The 16,874-nt window shown below is 53.2% G+C and carries 13 protein-coding genes and 2 tRNA genes; 6 read left to right on the plus strand and 9 right to left on the minus strand.

The window, feature by feature from the left end; all coding sequences use genetic code 11:
* Positions 1-146: 146 nt before the first annotated feature.
* Positions 147-2,828, plus strand: coding sequence for a bifunctional acetaldehyde-CoA/alcohol dehydrogenase (adhE, locus tag O1721_RS16485; protein ID WP_032103375.1), 2,682 nt, complete (start codon positions 147-149; stop codon positions 2,826-2,828).
* Between the two features lie 70 nt (positions 2,829-2,898).
* Here the strand turns inward: adhE and tdk are convergent, their stop codons facing one another.
* Together tdk and O1721_RS16495 are read right to left on the minus strand one after the other, a co-directional pair.
* Positions 2,899-3,513 carry a thymidine kinase gene (gene tdk, locus O1721_RS16490; protein ID WP_003856726.1) on the minus strand — a complete coding sequence of 205 codons (615 nt, stop codon included), beginning with the start codon at positions 3,511-3,513 and terminating at the stop codon, positions 2,899-2,901.
* Positions 3,514-3,554: 41 nt separating this feature from the next.
* On the minus strand, positions 3,555-3,743 hold the full coding sequence (locus O1721_RS16495) for a hypothetical protein (protein WP_123912598.1): 189 nt from the start codon (positions 3,741-3,743) through the stop codon (positions 3,555-3,557).
* 320 nt (positions 3,744-4,063) lie between these two features.
* Between O1721_RS16495 and hns the strand changes: the two genes are divergently transcribed.
* Positions 4,064-4,477: a histone-like nucleoid-structuring protein H-NS gene (gene hns, locus O1721_RS16500; protein ID WP_003856724.1), complete on the plus strand. Its 414-nt coding sequence runs from the start codon at positions 4,064-4,066 to the stop codon at positions 4,475-4,477.
* A 202-nt stretch (positions 4,478-4,679) separates the two neighbouring features.
* Here the strand turns inward: hns and galU are convergent, their stop codons facing one another.
* The 3 genes from galU to rssA all read right to left on the minus strand — a co-directional run bounded on the left by galU (position 4,680) and on the right by rssA (position 7,790).
* Entirely contained in the window at positions 4,680-5,585 is a 906-nt protein-coding gene (galU, locus tag O1721_RS16505; RefSeq protein ID WP_003856723.1) for a UTP--glucose-1-phosphate uridylyltransferase GalU, read from the minus strand.
* Between the two features lie 199 nt (positions 5,586-5,784).
* Entirely contained in the window at positions 5,785-6,798 is a 1,014-nt protein-coding gene (gene rssB, locus O1721_RS16510) for a two-component system response regulator RssB (RefSeq protein WP_003856721.1), read from the minus strand.
* 89 nt (positions 6,799-6,887) lie between these two features.
* Positions 6,888-7,790 carry a patatin-like phospholipase RssA gene (gene rssA, locus O1721_RS16515; RefSeq protein WP_017384239.1) on the minus strand — a complete coding sequence of 301 codons (903 nt, stop codon included), beginning with the start codon at positions 7,788-7,790 and terminating at the stop codon, positions 6,888-6,890.
* Positions 7,791-7,903: 113 nt separating this feature from the next.
* Between rssA and O1721_RS16520 the strand changes: the two genes are divergently transcribed.
* The 4 genes from O1721_RS16520 to O1721_RS16535 all read left to right on the plus strand — a co-directional run bounded on the left by O1721_RS16520 (position 7,904) and on the right by O1721_RS16535 (position 9,613).
* Positions 7,904-8,368 carry a YchJ family protein gene (locus O1721_RS16520; RefSeq protein WP_032648510.1) on the plus strand — a complete coding sequence of 155 codons (465 nt, stop codon included), beginning with the start codon at positions 7,904-7,906 and terminating at the stop codon, positions 8,366-8,368.
* A gap of 41 nt (positions 8,369-8,409) precedes the next feature.
* The gene (gene purU, locus O1721_RS16525; RefSeq protein ID WP_015570366.1) at positions 8,410-9,252 is read left to right on the plus strand and encodes a formyltetrahydrofolate deformylase; all 843 of its coding nucleotides are present in this window, start codon (positions 8,410-8,412) and stop codon (positions 9,250-9,252) included.
* A gap of 157 nt (positions 9,253-9,409) precedes the next feature.
* Positions 9,410-9,494: transfer RNA gene (locus O1721_RS16530), tRNA-Tyr, on the plus strand.
* A gap of 34 nt (positions 9,495-9,528) precedes the next feature.
* A tRNA-Tyr gene (locus O1721_RS16535) sits at positions 9,529-9,613 on the plus strand.
* Between the two features lie 225 nt (positions 9,614-9,838).
* Here the strand turns inward: O1721_RS16535 and narI are convergent.
* The 4 genes from narI to O1721_RS16555 are packed head-to-tail and all read right to left on the minus strand — an operon-like array spanning position 9,839 to position 16,498.
* A complete protein-coding gene (gene narI / locus O1721_RS16540; protein ID WP_032648512.1) occupies positions 9,839-10,516 on the minus strand; it encodes a respiratory nitrate reductase subunit gamma in 678 nt (225 codons plus the stop codon).
* A complete protein-coding gene (gene narJ / locus O1721_RS16545; RefSeq protein WP_017384242.1) occupies positions 10,516-11,226 on the minus strand; it encodes a nitrate reductase molybdenum cofactor assembly chaperone in 711 nt (236 codons plus the stop codon). Before narJ ends, narI begins: the two co-directional genes overlap by 1 nt.
* Positions 11,223-12,758 (minus strand): nitrate reductase subunit beta, encoded by a 1,536-nt coding sequence (gene narH / locus O1721_RS16550; RefSeq protein ID WP_017384243.1) that lies wholly within the window; start codon positions 12,756-12,758, stop codon positions 11,223-11,225. The genes narJ and narH overlap by 4 nt, the downstream gene beginning before the upstream one ends.
* Entirely contained in the window at positions 12,755-16,498 is a 3,744-nt protein-coding gene (locus O1721_RS16555) for a nitrate reductase subunit alpha (RefSeq protein WP_017384244.1), read from the minus strand. Before O1721_RS16555 ends, narH begins: the two co-directional genes overlap by 4 nt.
* Positions 16,499-16,874: the final 376 nt, after the last annotated feature.

Consider the following 16,874-nt stretch of genomic DNA (forward strand, 5'->3'; position numbering starts at 1 on the left):
GCTCTTTTAGTAAATTAGTGAGCTGGAGCAGTGAGTAATCCTTTGTTTTACTGTGTGTTACGCAAGTGGGATCGGCTCTGACTATACTGTCAGACGTATCGAGCGCTGGTTTACTAAAAGAGTTTAAACATTATCAGGAGAGCATTATGGCTGTTACCAATATCGCTGAACTGAACGCCCTCGTCGAGCGCGTAAAAAAAGCCCAGCGTGAATATGCCAATTTCACCCAAGAACAGGTTGATAAAATCTTCCGCGCGGCCGCTCTGGCTGCTGCTGATGCTCGAATCCCTCTCGCTAAAATGGCCGTTGCCGAATCCGGCATGGGTATCGTTGAAGATAAAGTGATCAAAAACCACTTTGCTTCAGAGTATATCTACAACGCCTATAAAGATGAGAAAACCTGCGGTGTGCTGTCAGAAGACGATACTTTCGGCACCATCACCATCGCAGAACCGATCGGCATCATTTGCGGTATCGTTCCAACCACTAACCCAACCTCTACCGCCATCTTCAAATCTCTCATCAGTCTGAAGACACGTAACGCAATCATTTTCTCCCCGCATCCACGTGCGAAGGACGCCACCAACAAAGCAGCAGATATCGTGCTTCAGGCTGCCATTGCGGCGGGTGCACCAAAAGATCTCATCGGCTGGATCGACCAACCTTCTGTTGAACTGTCCAACGCCCTGATGCATCACCCTGACATTAACCTGATTCTGGCGACCGGTGGTCCTGGTATGGTTAAAGCAGCGTACAGCTCCGGTAAACCAGCCATCGGCGTAGGCGCAGGTAATACCCCTGTGGTGATCGACGAAACGGCTGATATCAAGCGTGCTGTTGCCTCTGTGCTGATGTCTAAAACCTTCGATAACGGCGTTATCTGTGCATCTGAACAGTCTGTTGTCGTGGTTGATTCGGTATACGACGCCGTTCGTGAACGTTTCGCCAGCCACGGCGGCTACCTGTTGCAAGGTAAAGAACTGAAAGCCGTTCAGGACGTGATTCTGAAAAATGGTGCGCTGAACGCGGCTATCGTAGGTCAGCCTGCGTATAAAATCGCTGAGCTCGCTGGCTTTAGCGTCCCTGCTACCACCAAGATTCTGATTGGTGAAGTGAAAGTCGTTGATGAAAGTGAGCCGTTTGCTCACGAGAAACTCTCCCCGACGCTGGCAATGTACCGTGCGAAAGATTTCGATGACGCGGTAGATAAAGCAGAGAAGCTGGTGGCGATGGGCGGTATCGGCCACACCTCTTGCCTGTACACCGACCAGGATAACCAGCCTGAGCGTGTTGCTTACTTCGGTCAGAAGATGAAGACGGCACGTATCCTGATCAACACCCCTGCTTCTCAGGGTGGTATCGGTGACCTGTACAACTTCAAACTCGCACCTTCCCTGACTCTGGGTTGTGGTTCCTGGGGTGGTAACTCCATCTCTGAAAACGTTGGTCCAAAACACCTGATCAACAAGAAAACCGTTGCTAAGCGAGCTGAAAACATGTTGTGGCACAAACTTCCGAAATCTATCTACTTCCGCCGCGGCTCTCTGCCAATCGCGCTGGATGAAGTGATTACTGATGGCCACAAACGTGCGCTCATCGTGACCGACCGTTTCCTGTTCAACAATGGCTATGCAGACCAGATCACCTCTGTTCTGAAAGCGGCTGGCGTCGAAACTGAAGTCTTCTTTGAAGTTGAAGCTGACCCAACCCTGAGCGTTGTACGTAAAGGCGCTGAACTGGCGAACTCCTTCAAACCTGATGTGATCATCGCGCTGGGTGGCGGTTCCCCAATGGACGCCGCGAAAATTATGTGGGTGATGTACGAACATCCGGAAACTCACTTCGAAGAACTGGCGCTGCGCTTTATGGATATCCGTAAACGTATCTACAAGTTCCCGAAAATGGGCGTGAAAGCGAAAATGATCGCCGTCACCACCACTTCCGGTACTGGTTCAGAAGTGACGCCATTTGCCGTTGTGACTGATGACGCAACTGGTCAGAAATACCCGCTGGCTGACTACGCACTGACGCCAGATATGGCTATCGTTGACGCCAACCTGGTCATGGAAATGCCGAAATCACTGTGTGCGTTCGGTGGTCTGGATGCGGTAACTCACGCTCTGGAAGCTTACGTTTCCGTACTGGCTTCTGAGTTCTCTGACGGTCAGGCTTTGCAGGCGCTGAAACTGCTGAAAGAAAACCTGCCAGCTTCTTACAACGAAGGTTCGAAAAACCCTGTTGCGCGTGAACGTGTACACAGTGCGGCAACCATCGCGGGCATTGCGTTTGCTAACGCCTTCCTGGGTGTCTGTCACTCCATGGCGCACAAGCTGGGTTCACAGTTCCACATTCCTCACGGTCTGGCGAACGCCCTGTTGATCAGCAACGTTATCCGCTATAACGCCAACGACAACCCAACCAAGCAGACTGCATTCAGCCAGTACGACCGCCCACAGGCGCGCCGTCGTTATGCTGAAATCGCAGATCACCTCGGTCTGAGCGCACCGGGCGACCGTACTGCCGCGAAGATCGAGAAACTGCTGGCATGGCTGGAGAGCCTGAAGGCTGAACTGGGTATTCCTAAATCTATCCGCGAAGCAGGCGTTCAGGAAGCTGACTTCCTCGCTCACGTAGATAAGCTGTCTGAAGATGCATTCGATGACCAGTGTACTGGTGCTAACCCGCGCTACCCACTGATTTCCGAACTGAAACAGATCCTGCTGGATACTTATTACGGTCGTAACTTCACTGAAAGCGATGTCGCTGCCGTAAAAGTTGAAATCCCCGCAGTTGTAAAGGCTGACAAGAAAGCGAAGAAAAATGCTTGATTGACAGTATGATAAAAAAACCCGCCGCTGGCGGGTTTTTTTATATCTGAGGATCCGTAAAACATTCTTATTATTTTCGATTGTCGCCCTGTAACGCCGTCAGCGAGCCTACAGCCAGCGCCTCTTTATAATGCTTGCGGCAGACCGAGACATAACGTTCATTGCCTCCTATCACCACCTGCTCGCCATCAGCATAGGGTTTACCCGACTGGTCCAGGCGAAGAACCATACTTGCCTTGCGGCCACAAAAGCAGATTGTTTTCAGCTCAACCAGCTTATCCGACCAGGCGAGCAGATACTGACTGCCGGCAAATAACTCCCCACGAAAATCGGTACGTAATCCATAGCAAAGAACGGGAATATCCAGCTCATCAACGACCTCTGAAAGCGCATGGACCTGCTCTCGGGTCAGGAACTGGCTTTCATCTACCAGCACGCAATGGACAGGCTTAGAGGCATGCTCGGCACGAATGTCCTCCAGCAGGTCCGTTTCAGGGTTAAACAGCCTTGCAGGCGACGAGAGCCCTATTCTTGAGCTCACCTTCCCTGCCCCAAAGCGATCGTCGATTTCGGCGGTATAAACAACGGTACGCATCCCCCGCTCCTGATAATTGTATGAGGATTGCAGTAACGCCGTCGATTTCCCTGCATTCATTGCCGAATAGTAGAAATAAAGTTGTGCCATTGGCCGAAGAACCCTAATCAATGTGTAATATTCCCGATGGATCATTGTACCATATTTTGTACCGTCATCAGCGGCGGGCTGCGCTCTCCAGCCTGCCATGCATCAGTAAATCCTTCGCGAATGGCGCAAAATAATGCGTTAAAACAGGCAGTAAAGGCATTAAACACTGACAATAAGGTGAGTCCGCAACCAGAGATAACACTTCTTTTTATAGTGTCTTCTTCGTTCATTAAAATTCACTATTTATTAACTATTCTTGTCTTCGCTGCGCTTACTCGGGGTAATACAAAAGGCTGATATTTATCAATCGCAACTATAATTCCTGAGGTAAAAGTCACAAAACATACACGCAAATGACGCGCTTTTGCCGTTTGAAACGATATCTCACAGACCCAACAAACAATGAAATTTAAGTTAGCGTAATTAATAATAGCGTCGTTTATTTTGTATTTTTTGAATTCCTTACATTCCCACCTATTGCACAAGTGAAATTAAGGCTCTATTATTAGGACAACAAACCCACCCCCATTATAAGTTTGAGATTACTACAATGAGCGAAGCACTTAAAATTCTGAACAACATCCGTACTCTTCGTGCGCAGGCAAGAGAATGTACCCTTGAGACGCTTGAAGAAATGCTCGAAAAATTAGAAGTTGTAGTTAACGAACGTCGTGAAGAAGAAAGCGCTGCTGCGGCTGAAATCGAAGAACGTACACGTAAACTGCAACAGTATCGTGAAATGCTGATTGCCGATGGTATCGATCCAAACGAATTGCTGAACAGCATGGCTGCGGCTAAAACCGGTACCAAAGCAAAACGCGCGGCACGTCCTGCTAAATATAGCTACATCGATGAGAACGGCGAAGAGAAAACCTGGACCGGCCAGGGCCGTACTCCTGCTGTAATCAAGAAAGCAATGGACGAACAAGGTAAACAACTGGATGACTTCCTGATCAAGGATTAATCTGGAAAGATTCTGAAAAATCCCGCTTAATGCGGGATTTTTTATGCCTGTAATATTCGCCCGAACATCTCCTTACATTCTGTCATATTGTGAGGCTCCCTATTTAACGTCCTTGACAATCCCCCGCCAATTACGGAGCGACAGGCATAAAAAAACCGGTGGGCATCGCTCCACCGGTCTTGTTCACTGGGCTGTGAGTTTATTACTTAATACCCACGCTACCTTTGAGCCAGGCTTTAAATTCTTCACCCAGGCTGTTATGGCGAATACCATATTCGACGAATGCCTGCATATAACCGAGCTTATTCCCGCAGTCATGGCTCTTACCTTTCATATGGTAGGCTTCCACGGTCTCTTTCTCGATCAGCATATCGATAGCATCCGTCAGCTGGATTTCATCGCCCGCACCCGGAGGCGTTTTCGCCAACAGAGCCCAAATTTCAGCACTCAGTACGTAACGACCAACGACAGCAAGGTTAGACGGCGCGACGTCCGCTTTAGGTTTTTCAACAACGCCAACCATCGGTACGCTTTCGCCAGGTTGCAGGTCAACGCCTTTGCAGTCAACCACGCCGTAAGCGGTCACGTCGTCGACTGGCTCAACCATAATCTGGCTGCTGCCGGTTTCGTCGAAGCGTTTAATCATTTCCGCCAGGTTTTCCTGGGAAAGATCGGACTCGTACTCATCAAGAATCACGTCAGGCAGAATAACCGCGACCGGCTCATCACCCACTACCGGGTGTGCACACAATACTGCGTGCCCCAGGCCTTTCGCCAGGCCCTGACGAACCTGCATAATGGTAACGTGTGGAGGGCAAATAGACTGCACTTCCTCCAGCAACTGGCGCTTAACGCGTTTTTCCAGCATTGCTTCGAGTTCGAAACTGGTATCGAAATGGTTTTCGATAGAGTTTTTAGATGAATGCGTCACCAGCACAATTTCGGTGATACCTGCTGCAATACATTCATTCACGACATACTGGATTAATGGCTTATCAACCAGAGGCAGCATCTCTTTTGGGATTGCCTTCGTCGCTGGCAACATCCTGGTACCCAATCCCGCCACCGGGATAACGGCCTTTCTGACTTTCGAATTAAGGGCAGCCATTGAAATTCTCCTGAACTGTTCAAGTTTTGAACTTTTATGCATTGAATAACGCGTTGAGTATACCGTCTCAGCCACTAATACGGGTCTGAAAAGAACGCGTTGCCGATCAATTAAGACAAATACGCATGAAACTTGCAGCGATAGTAGCACTGCCAGCAAAAACACAGGTAAAGCAATCTGAAAAATAAAATCTGACTGCTTACTCCGTGGACAACATTAAGCGTAACCGCCCTCCGGCACCCCAAATTTGGCACTGCCAGGAGGTGCAGCGATGGCTAATTTGATTAAGGTAAGTATTTCCCAGCGTACCCAACGGCACGCCGTTGCTCACCTGAATATGGTGTTCGCCAGTATTCAGCGTGGCATTTAAACCCGCAGAGACCAGAATAAGGTTATTCAACCCGCTGTGATAATAGCCAACCAGAAGCGGGAACTGCCCCGGCAAATTGGCCTGGCGAAAAAGTTGGTTGACCTGTTTTAGTAAACTGCCTAACTCAGGAAGTCGTTGCCCCTGATGGGATAATTGTTCCTGTAGCAATCCATTAAACAGCGCACGGAGTAATAAGGCCGCCAGAACGCCGTTATCTCCCGCCCGGGTAACATCCAGGCAATAAAAAGCGAGGTCAGAATCTGATAGCGGCGCAATATCCAGCACCAGTCCAGGCTGGTCAGCCGCTACCAGCTGGCGATAATTTACTCTGCAATGAGAGATATTTTGCTGCACCGGCGGCTGAAGTTCCTGAAGCAGCTTCGCGGCCGCGAGCGGATTACTGACTAAAGCATCCCAGTCCTGGAAAAGACGTTCTTCTTCTTCCACCCGGGAATTAAACATATTGGGATACAGGCAGGCCAACACCGTTTCACGCAGACGGTTCAAATCTTTAACCGGTTTGAGCAGAATATCCTGCACACCTAAACGCAACGCCTTAGCAATATCCGCCATATTTTCGGTTGCCGAGATCACCAGTATCGGTGTCTGATAACCTTCATTACGCAGGTTTTCCACCAGCATTAATCCGTCCATGCGCGGCATCTCAAGGTCGCAGATCATCAGATCAGGCGCCATGCTGGCCATTTTTTCCAGTGCCTCGACGCCATCTTCGGCAAGGGACGTGGTTGCACCCAGTGAGGATAACCACGAATCCAGTAGCGATCGGAAAACGGGCTCGTCTTCTACTATCAAAATATGTTTTCCGGCCAATGGCTGTGTCATGGTTCCTCCCCTGGCTGACAGTTACTCAATAGTGGCATGCTATTGGTACTATCGCCTGTCAGATTTTGCTGAAGTAATCAAAAAAGTGCTCAACGTGCTGTACGCACAAAAGGCAACAGTTCATCTATTTTCTTTTCGACGGCTAACGAGCCCGCTGCTATGGCGGCCTCAGCCCGGTGGAAATCAAGGGTAGAGATTTGTGGACAATAGGGTTGAATAAGAATATCCGGAGGATCGCCAGCCATACGGTTTCGCTTCAGGCGATTCTCAAGGATTTGAATAGAGGTCGTCATGATTTCAATGGCGTTCGGCGCGGTCACCGCGCGACGGGCGGTCAGGCGCCCTATTCTGCCGCGTAATCGCGCATGCCAGGCAAGTTTCTCTTCTTCCGCATCATCGCTCTGAAGATTAACCGGCATCAAATCTTGCTGCATAAGGTGTGCGTCGTGCTGTAAATCCACGGCAATAACGATATCCGCCCCCATGGCGCGGGTCAGAGAGATGGGTACAGGATTCACTACGCCCCCATCAACGAGCCAGTAGCCGTTGTGAGGCACAGGCGCCATTAACCCCGGCATGCTACAGGATGCGCGAACGGCAAGATGAATATCCCCTTCAGTGAGCCATAACTCCCTGCCCGTACTGAGGTTGGTTGCAACGGCACCGAAAGGCATTTGGCAGTGGCTGAAGTCAGCGAGGGGCATTATCTTACGAAACTGATTGAACACGCGTTCGCCGCGCAGCAGGCCGCCACGCTGCCAGGAGAGATCCATCAGGCGCAGCACATCCCAGTAACTGAAGGAGCGCACCCAGCTTTCAAGCTCCGGGAGCTTACCGCAGGCGTACGCGGATCCGACCAGCGACCCGATAGAACATCCTGCGACAATATCAACGTCAATCCCCATCTGGTTTAAGGTATTGATAACGCCAATATGTGACCAACCCCGGGCTGCACCTGAGCCCAACGCCAGTCCAATTTTTACCTTTCTCATTAGCCCTGTTTTACTTCCCCTGGATTCCCGACATAGCGTCAACGCACCTGCTCAGTTAACATATTGCTACCTTAAGCGTTTAACGCCTTATTTTTTGTTCCAGGAAGAGAATCGTGTCTCAACTCTGCCCCTGTGGTAGCGCTCTGGAGTATAGCCTATGTTGCCAGCGATATCTTTCTGGCGAGCAGGTTGCACCAGTGCCGTCACACCTTATGCGCTCGCGGTATACTGCTTTTGTGATCAAAAACGCAGACTACCTGATTAGAACCTGGCATCCGTCCTGCCATGCTGCCGATTTTCGCCAAGAGATTGAAGCCGGATTTGCCAACACCGTCTGGCTGGGCCTCACCGTCTTTGAAGCCGCTCCCGGCCGCGATGCCAACGAGGGCTATGTCAGTTTTGTCGCCCGCTTTAGCGAACAAAACAAACCCGGCGCCATCATTGAGCGCTCACGGTTCTTAAAGGACAGCGGGCAATGGTATTATATTGACGGCACACGTCCGCAATTCGGTCGTAACGATCCCTGCCCCTGTGGTTCAGGAAAAAAATTTAAAAAGTGTTGCGGCAGTAATGCCTGACAACTCAGACTTCGCAAATACATAAACAGGATTTCCCGGCGATGCAATCATTACAACGTAAAGTTCTGCGCACTATCTGTCCCGATCAAAAAGGGCTGATCGCACGAATTACCAACATTTGCTACAAGCATGAACTGAATATCGTGCAGAACAACGAGTTCGTTGACCACCGTACCGGTCGCTTCTTTATGCGTACCGAACTGGAAGGCATTTTCAACGACACAACCCTGCTTGCCGATCTGGACAGCGCCCTGCCGGAAGGCTCGGTGCGCGAGCTTAACCCGGCGGGCCGTCGCCGCATTGTCATTCTGGTCACCAAAGAGGCGCACTGCCTGGGCGATCTGCTGATGAAAGCCAACTACGGTGGCCTGGACGTCGAAATTGCCGCCGTCATTGGCAACCATGAGACGCTGCGTACGCTGGTTGAACGTTTTGACATTCCGTTTGAGCTGGTCAGTCACGAAGGCTATACCCGTGAAGAGCACGACAACCTGATGGCAGCTGCGATTGAAGCGCATAACCCGGACTACGTGGTGCTGGCGAAATATATGCGCGTGCTGACGCCATCCTTCGTGGCGCGCTTCCCGAACAAAATTATCAACATCCACCACTCCTTCCTGCCAGCCTTTATTGGCGCGCGTCCGTATCACCAGGCATACGAGCGTGGGGTGAAGATCATTGGCGCAACCGCGCACTACGTGAATGACAATCTGGACGAAGGTCCAATCATCATGCAGGACGTGATCCACGTGGATCACACCTATACGGCAGAAGATATGATGCGTGCTGGCCGTGACGTTGAGAAGAACGTACTGAGCCGTGCGCTGTATCAGGTACTTGCTCAGCGCGTCTTTGTGTACGGCAACAGAACGATTATTCTTTAATCCCTCGGAAAATGAATTGATTAGCTTTACGCCTTTACGGATAAAAAGCAGGCAAACAGCTTCATTTTCCTAAAGGAATGCTTTACAGGGGCGTCTCATTTGATATGATGCGCCCCGCTTCCAACAGGAAGCAGGCCAGTTAAAAGTATTACCCCGTGGTGGGGTTCCCGAGCGGCCAAAGGGAGCAGACTGTAAATCTGCCGTCATCGACTTCGAAGGTTCGAATCCTTCCCCCACCACCATCTCCAGCTTTACCTCAAAATATGAATTACCCCTGGTGGGGTTCCCGAGCGGCCAAAGGGAGCAGACTGTAAATCTGCCGTCATCGACTTCGAAGGTTCGAATCCTTCCCCCACCACCATCACTTCCAGATTCTTAAGCACTCACTCAAGCACAATGCTCCATATTTCTCGATGCCGGGAGTAATCCTTCCCTGCCTGTTTTCCCCGGTGGCGCTTCGCTTACCGGGGCTACGAATAGGGTCTGTAGGCCGGGTAAGGCGCAGCCGCCACCCGGCATCCGCACGCCCCCCTGGATCGGGGACAAAAAAAACCCCGCAAATGCGGGGTTGTATTAATACAGCGAATCAGCGACGAGCACGCACAACCTGATATTTGCGCGTCAGGTACTCCACCGGCGCACTCCAGATGTGCACCAGGCGAGAGAACGGGAACAGCACAAACAGGGTCATACCCAGCACCAGGTGAACGCGGAAGATAAACGCCACGCCGTCCAGATGCTCAGAAGCGCCCCCGCGGAAGGTCACGACAGACTGCGCCCATCCAACCAGCTTCATCATCTCGCTGCCGTCCATATGCTGCGCAGAGAATAGAATGGTCAGCAGACCAAGCGCACACTGCACCATCAGCAGGGAGAGGATCAGGATGTCCGCTCCGGTCGTGGTAGCCCGCACGCGTGGGCTGAACAGACGTCGTTTCAGCAGCAACAGACCACCCACCAGGGTCATCACGCCACAGGCGCCGCCGGCAATCATCGCCATCTTCTGCTTCACTTCAATCGGCAGCCACGCTTCGTACATCCAGTGCGGGGTCAGCATCCCCAGGAAGTGGCCGGCGAAAATTCCCAAAATCCCGATGTGGAACAGGTTTGACGCCAGGTTCATCCCTTTACGATCCAGCATCTGGCTGGAGGCAGCACGCCAGGTGTACTGGCCATAGTCATAACGCAGCCAGCTTCCCACCAGGAACACGGTGCCCGCGATATACGGGTAAATGTCAAAGAAGAACATATTCAGGAAGTGCATTAGTGCTGTCCCCCGTTAGAGATATTCAAATATTGCGGAGCCACCGCTCCGGCAAAACGACGCTGATGCGCGGAGATTTCAGATTCGCCACAGCTCTGGTCAGCAAAGAATTTCACCTGCTCTTCTTCCCAGACGGCATCCAGTGCTTGTGGGGTATCGTCACGGGCTTCATCCGCAATTTTTTCCGCCACTTTTTGACTGTCAACCGAGGCGTTAGCCAGTTTCACCAGCAGATCGAACAGGACTGCATAGCTGCTCTCACGTTGCTGGAGACGCGCGCCGAGCAACGCCAGAATGGGAGCAATGTCCTGCAACCCGCCCAGCGCTTCCTCTTTCGGCAACTGCGCCAGATATTCCAGATACAGCGGCAGGTGATCCGGCAGCTCGCGGCTGTCGAGTTGCAAACCGTGCTGCTCGTACTGGCCCATCAGATCCACCATCGCCTGACCACGGTCGCGGGATTCACCGTGAACGTGTTCGAACAGCAGCAGAGACGTGGCACGGCCCCGGTCAAACAGCTGGCTGTAGTCCGCCTGCGCATCAAGAAGATCGCGTGCCAGCAGATCGCGGAGGAAAACGCCCAGCTTCTGGGCATCCTCTTTATCCAGGTTTTCAGATGACGCGAGTGCATCAAAGAGTTCCTGTTGATGCTGCACAAGCGCAGCATCAGGGTACTCGAGCAGACGCGAAACAATGACGAGTTCAATCATTGGTGCGGCTCCGTTTTGCTGGTCACATCCATCGCGTCAATGCGGCGGCTGTTGAACAGGTTGAATTTGCTGTCTGACCCGTGGCAACCGTCGCCAAAGGTAAAGCCACACCCACTTTTCTCCGGGAAGGCCTCGCGAGCCAGTTCACGGTGGCTGCTCGGCACCACGAAACGATCTTCGTAGTTAGCGATTGCCAGATAGCGGTACATCTCCTGCGCCTGCGCCTCGGTCAGGCCGACCTCCTCCAGCGCGCGGGTATCGTTAACGCCGTCAACGGTTTCCGCACGTTTGAAGTGACGCATCGCCAGCATACGTTTCAGCGCCAGCAGTACCGGCTGGGTATCCCCTGCGGTGAGCAGGTTGGCCAGATACTGAACCGGAATACGCAGGCTTTCCACGTCCGGCAGAATGCCGTTGCTACCCAGTTCACCCGCGTCCGCCGCAGACTGAATCGGAGACAGCGGCGGCACGTACCAGACCATCGGCAGCGTGCGGTATTCCGGGTGCAGCGGCAGGGCCAGCTTCCAGTCCATCGCCATTTTGTACACCGGAGACTGCTGTGCGGCGTCAATCACGCTCTGCGGAATACCGTCTTTCAGCGCCTGCTCAATAACCTTCGGATCGTTTGGATCGAGGAAGACGTCCAGCTGACGCTGATACAGATCTTTCTCGTTCTCGGTGCTTGCGGCATTTTCAATCGCGTCCGCGTCGTACAGCAGCACGCCGAGGTAGCGGATACGACCTACGCAGCTCTCTGAGCAGACGGTCGGCATACCGGCTTCGATACGCGGGTAGCAGAAGATGCACTTCTCAGACTTACCGCTCTTCCAGTTGAAGTAGATTTTTTTGTACGGGCAGCCGGTGATGCACATACGCCAGCCGCGGCACTTGTCCTGGTCGATCAGCACAATGCCATCTTCTTCACGCTTGTAGATGGCGCCGCTTGGGCAGGTCGCCACGCACGCCGGGTTAAGGCAGTGTTCGCACAGGCGCGGCAGGTACATCATGAAGGTGTTTTCGAACTGGCCGTACATCGCCTTCTGCATGTTCTCGAAGTTCTGGTCTTTGGCGCGTTTTTCGAACTCGCCGCCCAGAATCTCTTCCCAGTTTGGACCGCTGGTAATTTTGTCCATGCGCTGGCCGGTGATCAGCGAGCGAGGACGGGCGATCGGCTGGTGTTTGCTTTCCGGCGCGTTGTGCAGGTTCTGGTAGTCGTAATCAAACGGCTCGTAGTAATCATCAATGCCCGGCAGATGCGGGTTAGCGAAGATTTTACCCAGCAGCATGGCACGGTTACCCATGCGCGGTTGCAGTTTGCCGTTGATTTTACGGATCCAGCCGCCCTTCCACTTCTCCTGGTTTTCCCAGTCGGTCGGGAAGCCGGTGCCCGGCTTACTTTCCACGTTGTTGAACCAGGCGTACTCCATACCTTCACGGCTGGTCCAGACGTTTTTACAGGTGACTGAGCAGGTATGACAGCCGATGCATTTATCCAGATTCAGCACCATGCCGACTTGTGAACGAATTTTCATTTTACGCTCTCCTGTACCTGGTCATTACCTTCGCCATCTAACCAGTTAATATTCTTCATCTTACGTACCACCACGAACTCATCGCGGTTCGATCCTACGGTGCCGTAGTAGTTAAAGCCGTAGGCCAGCTGGGCATAACCACCGATCATGTGGGTCGGCTTCGGCGTAATACGGGTCACGGAGTTGTGAATACCGCCGCGCTGCTCGGTGATCTCAGACCCCGGCAGGTTAACGATACGTTCCTGCGCGTGGTACATCATGGTCATCCCGGCCGGTACACGCTGGCTCACCACCGCACGTGCCGTCAGGGCGCCGTTGCTGTTGAACACTTCGATCCAGTCGTTATCTTCGATACCCAGATCTTTGGCGTCCGCTTCGCTCATCCAGACGATTGGCCCCCCGCGCGACAGCGTCAGCATCAGCAGGTTGTCGCTGTAGGTGGAGTGGATACCCCACTTCTGGTGCGGCGTCAGGAAGTTCAGCGCCTTCTCAGGGTTACCGTTCGATTTCGCGCCCATCACCGCTTTCACGGAGCGGGTGTCGATTGGCGGACGGTAAACCAGCAGGCTTTCACCGAAGTCACGCATCCACTGGTGATCCTGATACAGAGACTGACGGCCAGAAAGCGTGCGCCATGGGATCAGCTCGTGAACGTTGGTGTATCCGGCGTTATAGGACACATGTTCATCTTCGAGGCCAGACCAGGTCGGGCTGGAGATAATCTTGCGCGGCTGGGCCTGAATATCGCGGAAGCGGATTTTCTCTTCCTCTTTATTCTTCGCCAGGTGCGTGTGGTCACGACCGGTAAACTCGCTCAGGGCCGCCCACGCTTTCACCGCCACGTGGCCGTTGGTTTCCGGGGCCAGGGTCAGGATCATCTCTGCCGCATCAATTGCCGTGTTCAGCATCGGCTGGCCTTTCGCCGGGCCGTCTGCTTTGGTGTAATTGAGCTTGCGCAGCAGGTCCATTTCGCTCTGGGTGTTCCAGGCGATGCCTTTACCGCCGTTACCGATCTTCTCCATCAGCGGGCCGATAGAGGTAAAGCGCTCGTAGGTTGCCGGGTAATCGCGTTCAACCGGAATAATGTGCGGCGCGGTCACGCCCGGGATCAGGTCGCACTCGCCTTTTTTCCAGTCCTTCACGTCCAGCGGCTGCGCCAGTTCGGCAGCGGAGTCGTGCTGGATTGGCAGCGTCACCACGTCGGTCTCTTTGCCCAGGTGCCCTACACAGACTTCAGAGAATTTCTTCGCGATGTCTTTGTAGATTTCCCAGTCGCTTTTTGATTCCCATGCCGGGTCAACGGCCGCAGACAGCGGATGAATAAACGGATGCATATCCGACGTATTCATATCGTCTTTTTCGTACCAGGTGGCAGTAGGCAGCACGATGTCGGAGTACAGGCAGGTACTGGACAGACGGAAGTCCAGCGTCACCACCAGATCCAACTTGCCGTCGAGACCGTTGTCTTTCCACTCCACCTCTTCCGGCTTTACGCCGCCCTGCTTGCCGAGATCTTTACCCTGAATACCGTTTTCGGTACCGAGCAGGTATTTCAGCATGTACTCGTGGCCTTTACCGGAAGAACCCAGCAGGTTAGAGCGCCAGATGAACAGGTTACGCGGATGGTTTTTACCGTTCTCCGGCTGTTCTGCCGCGAAGCGGATTGAGCCGTCTTTGAGGGATTTAACGGTGTAGTCCACCGGTGACATGTCCGCTTTCTTCGCCGCTTCCGCAATACGCAGCGGGTTCGTACCCAGCTGCGGCGCAGACGGCAGCCAGCCCATACGCTCAGCGCGCACGTTGAAGTCAATCAGGTGGCCGCTGTAGCGGGATTTATCCGCCATCGGCGACAGCAGTTCCTGGGCGGTAACCGTCTCGTAGCGCCACTGGCTGGAGTGGTTATAGAAGTAGGAGGTGCTGTTCATGTGACGAGCCGGACGCTGCCAGTCAAGGGCAAACGCCAGCGGTTGCCAGCCGGTCTGCGGACGCAGTTTTTCCTGGCCCACGTAGTGCGCCCAGCCGCCGCCGCTCTGCCCGACGCAGCCGCAGAAGATCAGCATGTTGATCAGGCCGCGATAGTTCATATCGAGGTGATACCAGTGGTTCAGACCGGCACCGACGATGATCATGGAGCGACCGTGGGTTTTGTCGGCGTTTTCCGCAAATTCGCGGGCGATACGGGTGATCTGGGCGCGTGGCACACCGGTGATCTGCTCCGCCCAGGCTGGGGTATAAGCCTTCACGTCATCATAGCTGGTCGCGCAGTTTTCGTCGTTCAGGCCGCGCTCCAGGCCGTAGTTCGCCATGGTCAGATCGTAGACGGTAGTGACCAGAGCAGTAGAACCGTCCGCCAGTTGCAGGCGCTTCACCGGCAGCTTGTGCATCAGAACGTTTTGCAACTCAACCTTGTTGAAGTGCTCGGAACCTTCACCACCAAAGTACGGGAAGCCGACATCGGCGATCTCATCCTGGCTGCCCAGCATGCTGAGACGCAGCTCCGTCTCTTCACCCGTGGTGCCGTTACGCTGCTCCAGGTTCCATTTGCCTTTTTCGCCCCAGCGGAAGCCGATAGAACCGTTTGGCGCCACCAGCTCGCCGTTGCTGTTGCAGGCGACCGTTTTCCACTCCGGGTTGTTTTCCTGACCCAGCGCATCCACCAGATCCGCGGCACGCAGCATACGGCCTGCGGCGTAATAGCCGTCACGCTCTTCGAGCATCACCAGCATTGGCATGTCGGTATAGCGACGCACGTAATCGGTGAAATACTGGCTTGGCTTGTCGAGGTGGAATTCACGCAGCATGACGTGGCCCATCGCCAGCGCCATTGCGGCATCGGTACCCTGTTTCGGCGCCAGCCACAGGTCGCACAGTTTGGCGATTTCGGCGTAGTCCGGGGTCACGGCGACGGTTTTGGTCCCTTTGTAACGTACTTCGGTAAAGAAGTGCGCATCCGGGGTACGGGTCTGCGGAACGTTAGAGCCCCAGGCGATGATATAGCTGGAGTTGTACCAGTCAGCGGACTCCGGCACGTCGGTCTGCTCGCCCCAGGTCTGAGGCGACGCTGGCGGCAGGTCGCAGTACCAGTCGTAGAAGCTCAGGCAGGTACCGCCGATGAGTGACAGGTAGCGCGCGCCGGAGGCGTAAGAGACCATCGACATCGCCGGGATTGGCGAGAAGCCTGCCACACGGTCAGGACCGTAGGTTTTCACGGTGTAGACGTTAGAAGCCGCAATCAGCTCGTTCACCTCTTTCCAGGAAGAACGAACGAAACCACCGCGACCACGCGCCTGTTTGAAGCTTTTCGCTTTGTCGGCATCTTCAATAATGGAGGCCCAGGCATCAACCGGATCGCTGTGCTGCACTTTCGCTTCACGCCACATTTTCATCAGGCGTTTACGCATCAGCGGGTATTTCAGACGGTTGGCGCTGTAGAGATACCAGGAGTAGCTGGCCCCACGCGGGCAGCCGCGCGGCTCGTGGTTCGGCATATCCGGACGGGTACGCGGATAATCGGTCTGCTGCATTTCCCAGGTCACCAGACCGTTTTTAACGAAAATCTTCCAGCTACATGAGCCAGTGCAGTTTACGCCGTGGGTAGAACGGACAACTTTGTCATGCTGCCAGCGTTGACGGTAACCATCTTCCCAGTCCCGGTTGGTATCCAGAACCTGGCCGTGCCCATCGGCAAAAGTTTCACCCTTCTGTTTGAAGTAGCGAAACCGGTCCAAAAATTTGCTCATCGGGTATCTCCTGTGTGGAGCCTGTGGCTCTCTAAATCGACATTGCTGATTTGCAGCGAAGGTAACGCTATGAAAGATGGTGAGAATTGATAACGATCAAGACGAAGGGGGTCTCTGAAGGGGGGTATTAGATCAAATACCACCAAAGCGGTAGCCGTTAATATTTTTTAACTTTATGATTTATATAGATATATTTTATTTATCGTACAATAGTCGAGGCAAAATTTAACATCTTAGGTATTAAGGGGTAGACACACCTGTAAAGCGATGGCGATCACAGCGTTACCTGCGGGTGATCACGGGTAACGTCGATAGTATGTTGTAACTATTCAGTGTTTAAAAAAAGCGCGGCACTCAGGCCGCGCAAACGGATAAT

Source organism: Enterobacter cloacae complex sp. HYC033_NIDB, from assembly GCF_056673335.1.

What these genes read in the sequence shown, in the direction of transcription:
- tdk (WP_003856726.1), bottom strand. Translation starts at nt 3,513, where the DNA reads ATGGCACAACTTTATTTCTACTATTCGGCAATGAATGCAGGGAAATCG.
- O1721_RS16555 (WP_017384244.1), bottom strand. Translation starts at nt 16,498, where the DNA reads ATGAGCAAATTTTTGGACCGGTTTCGCTACTTCAAACAGAAGGGTGAA.
- narJ (WP_017384242.1), bottom strand. Translation starts at nt 11,226, where the DNA reads ATGATTGAACTCGTCATTGTTTCGCGTCTGCTCGAGTACCCTGATGCT.
- O1721_RS16495 (WP_123912598.1), bottom strand. Translation starts at nt 3,743, where the DNA reads ATGAACGAAGAAGACACTATAAAAAGAAGTGTTATCTCTGGTTGCGGA.
- purU (WP_015570366.1), top strand. Translation starts at nt 8,410, where the DNA reads ATGCAATCATTACAACGTAAAGTTCTGCGCACTATCTGTCCCGATCAA.
- narH (WP_017384243.1), bottom strand. Translation starts at nt 12,758, where the DNA reads ATGAAAATTCGTTCACAAGTCGGCATGGTGCTGAATCTGGATAAATGC.
- galU (WP_003856723.1), bottom strand. Translation starts at nt 5,585, where the DNA reads ATGGCTGCCCTTAATTCGAAAGTCAGAAAGGCCGTTATCCCGGTGGCG.
- rssB (WP_003856721.1), bottom strand. Translation starts at nt 6,798, where the DNA reads ATGACACAGCCATTGGCCGGAAAACATATTTTGATAGTAGAAGACGAG.
- narI (WP_032648512.1), bottom strand. Translation starts at nt 10,516, where the DNA reads ATGCACTTCCTGAATATGTTCTTCTTTGACATTTACCCGTATATCGCG.
- rssA (WP_017384239.1), bottom strand. Translation starts at nt 7,790, where the DNA reads ATGAGAAAGGTAAAAATTGGACTGGCGTTGGGCTCAGGTGCAGCCCGG.
- hns (WP_003856724.1), top strand. Translation starts at nt 4,064, where the DNA reads ATGAGCGAAGCACTTAAAATTCTGAACAACATCCGTACTCTTCGTGCG.
- adhE (WP_032103375.1), top strand. Translation starts at nt 147, where the DNA reads ATGGCTGTTACCAATATCGCTGAACTGAACGCCCTCGTCGAGCGCGTA.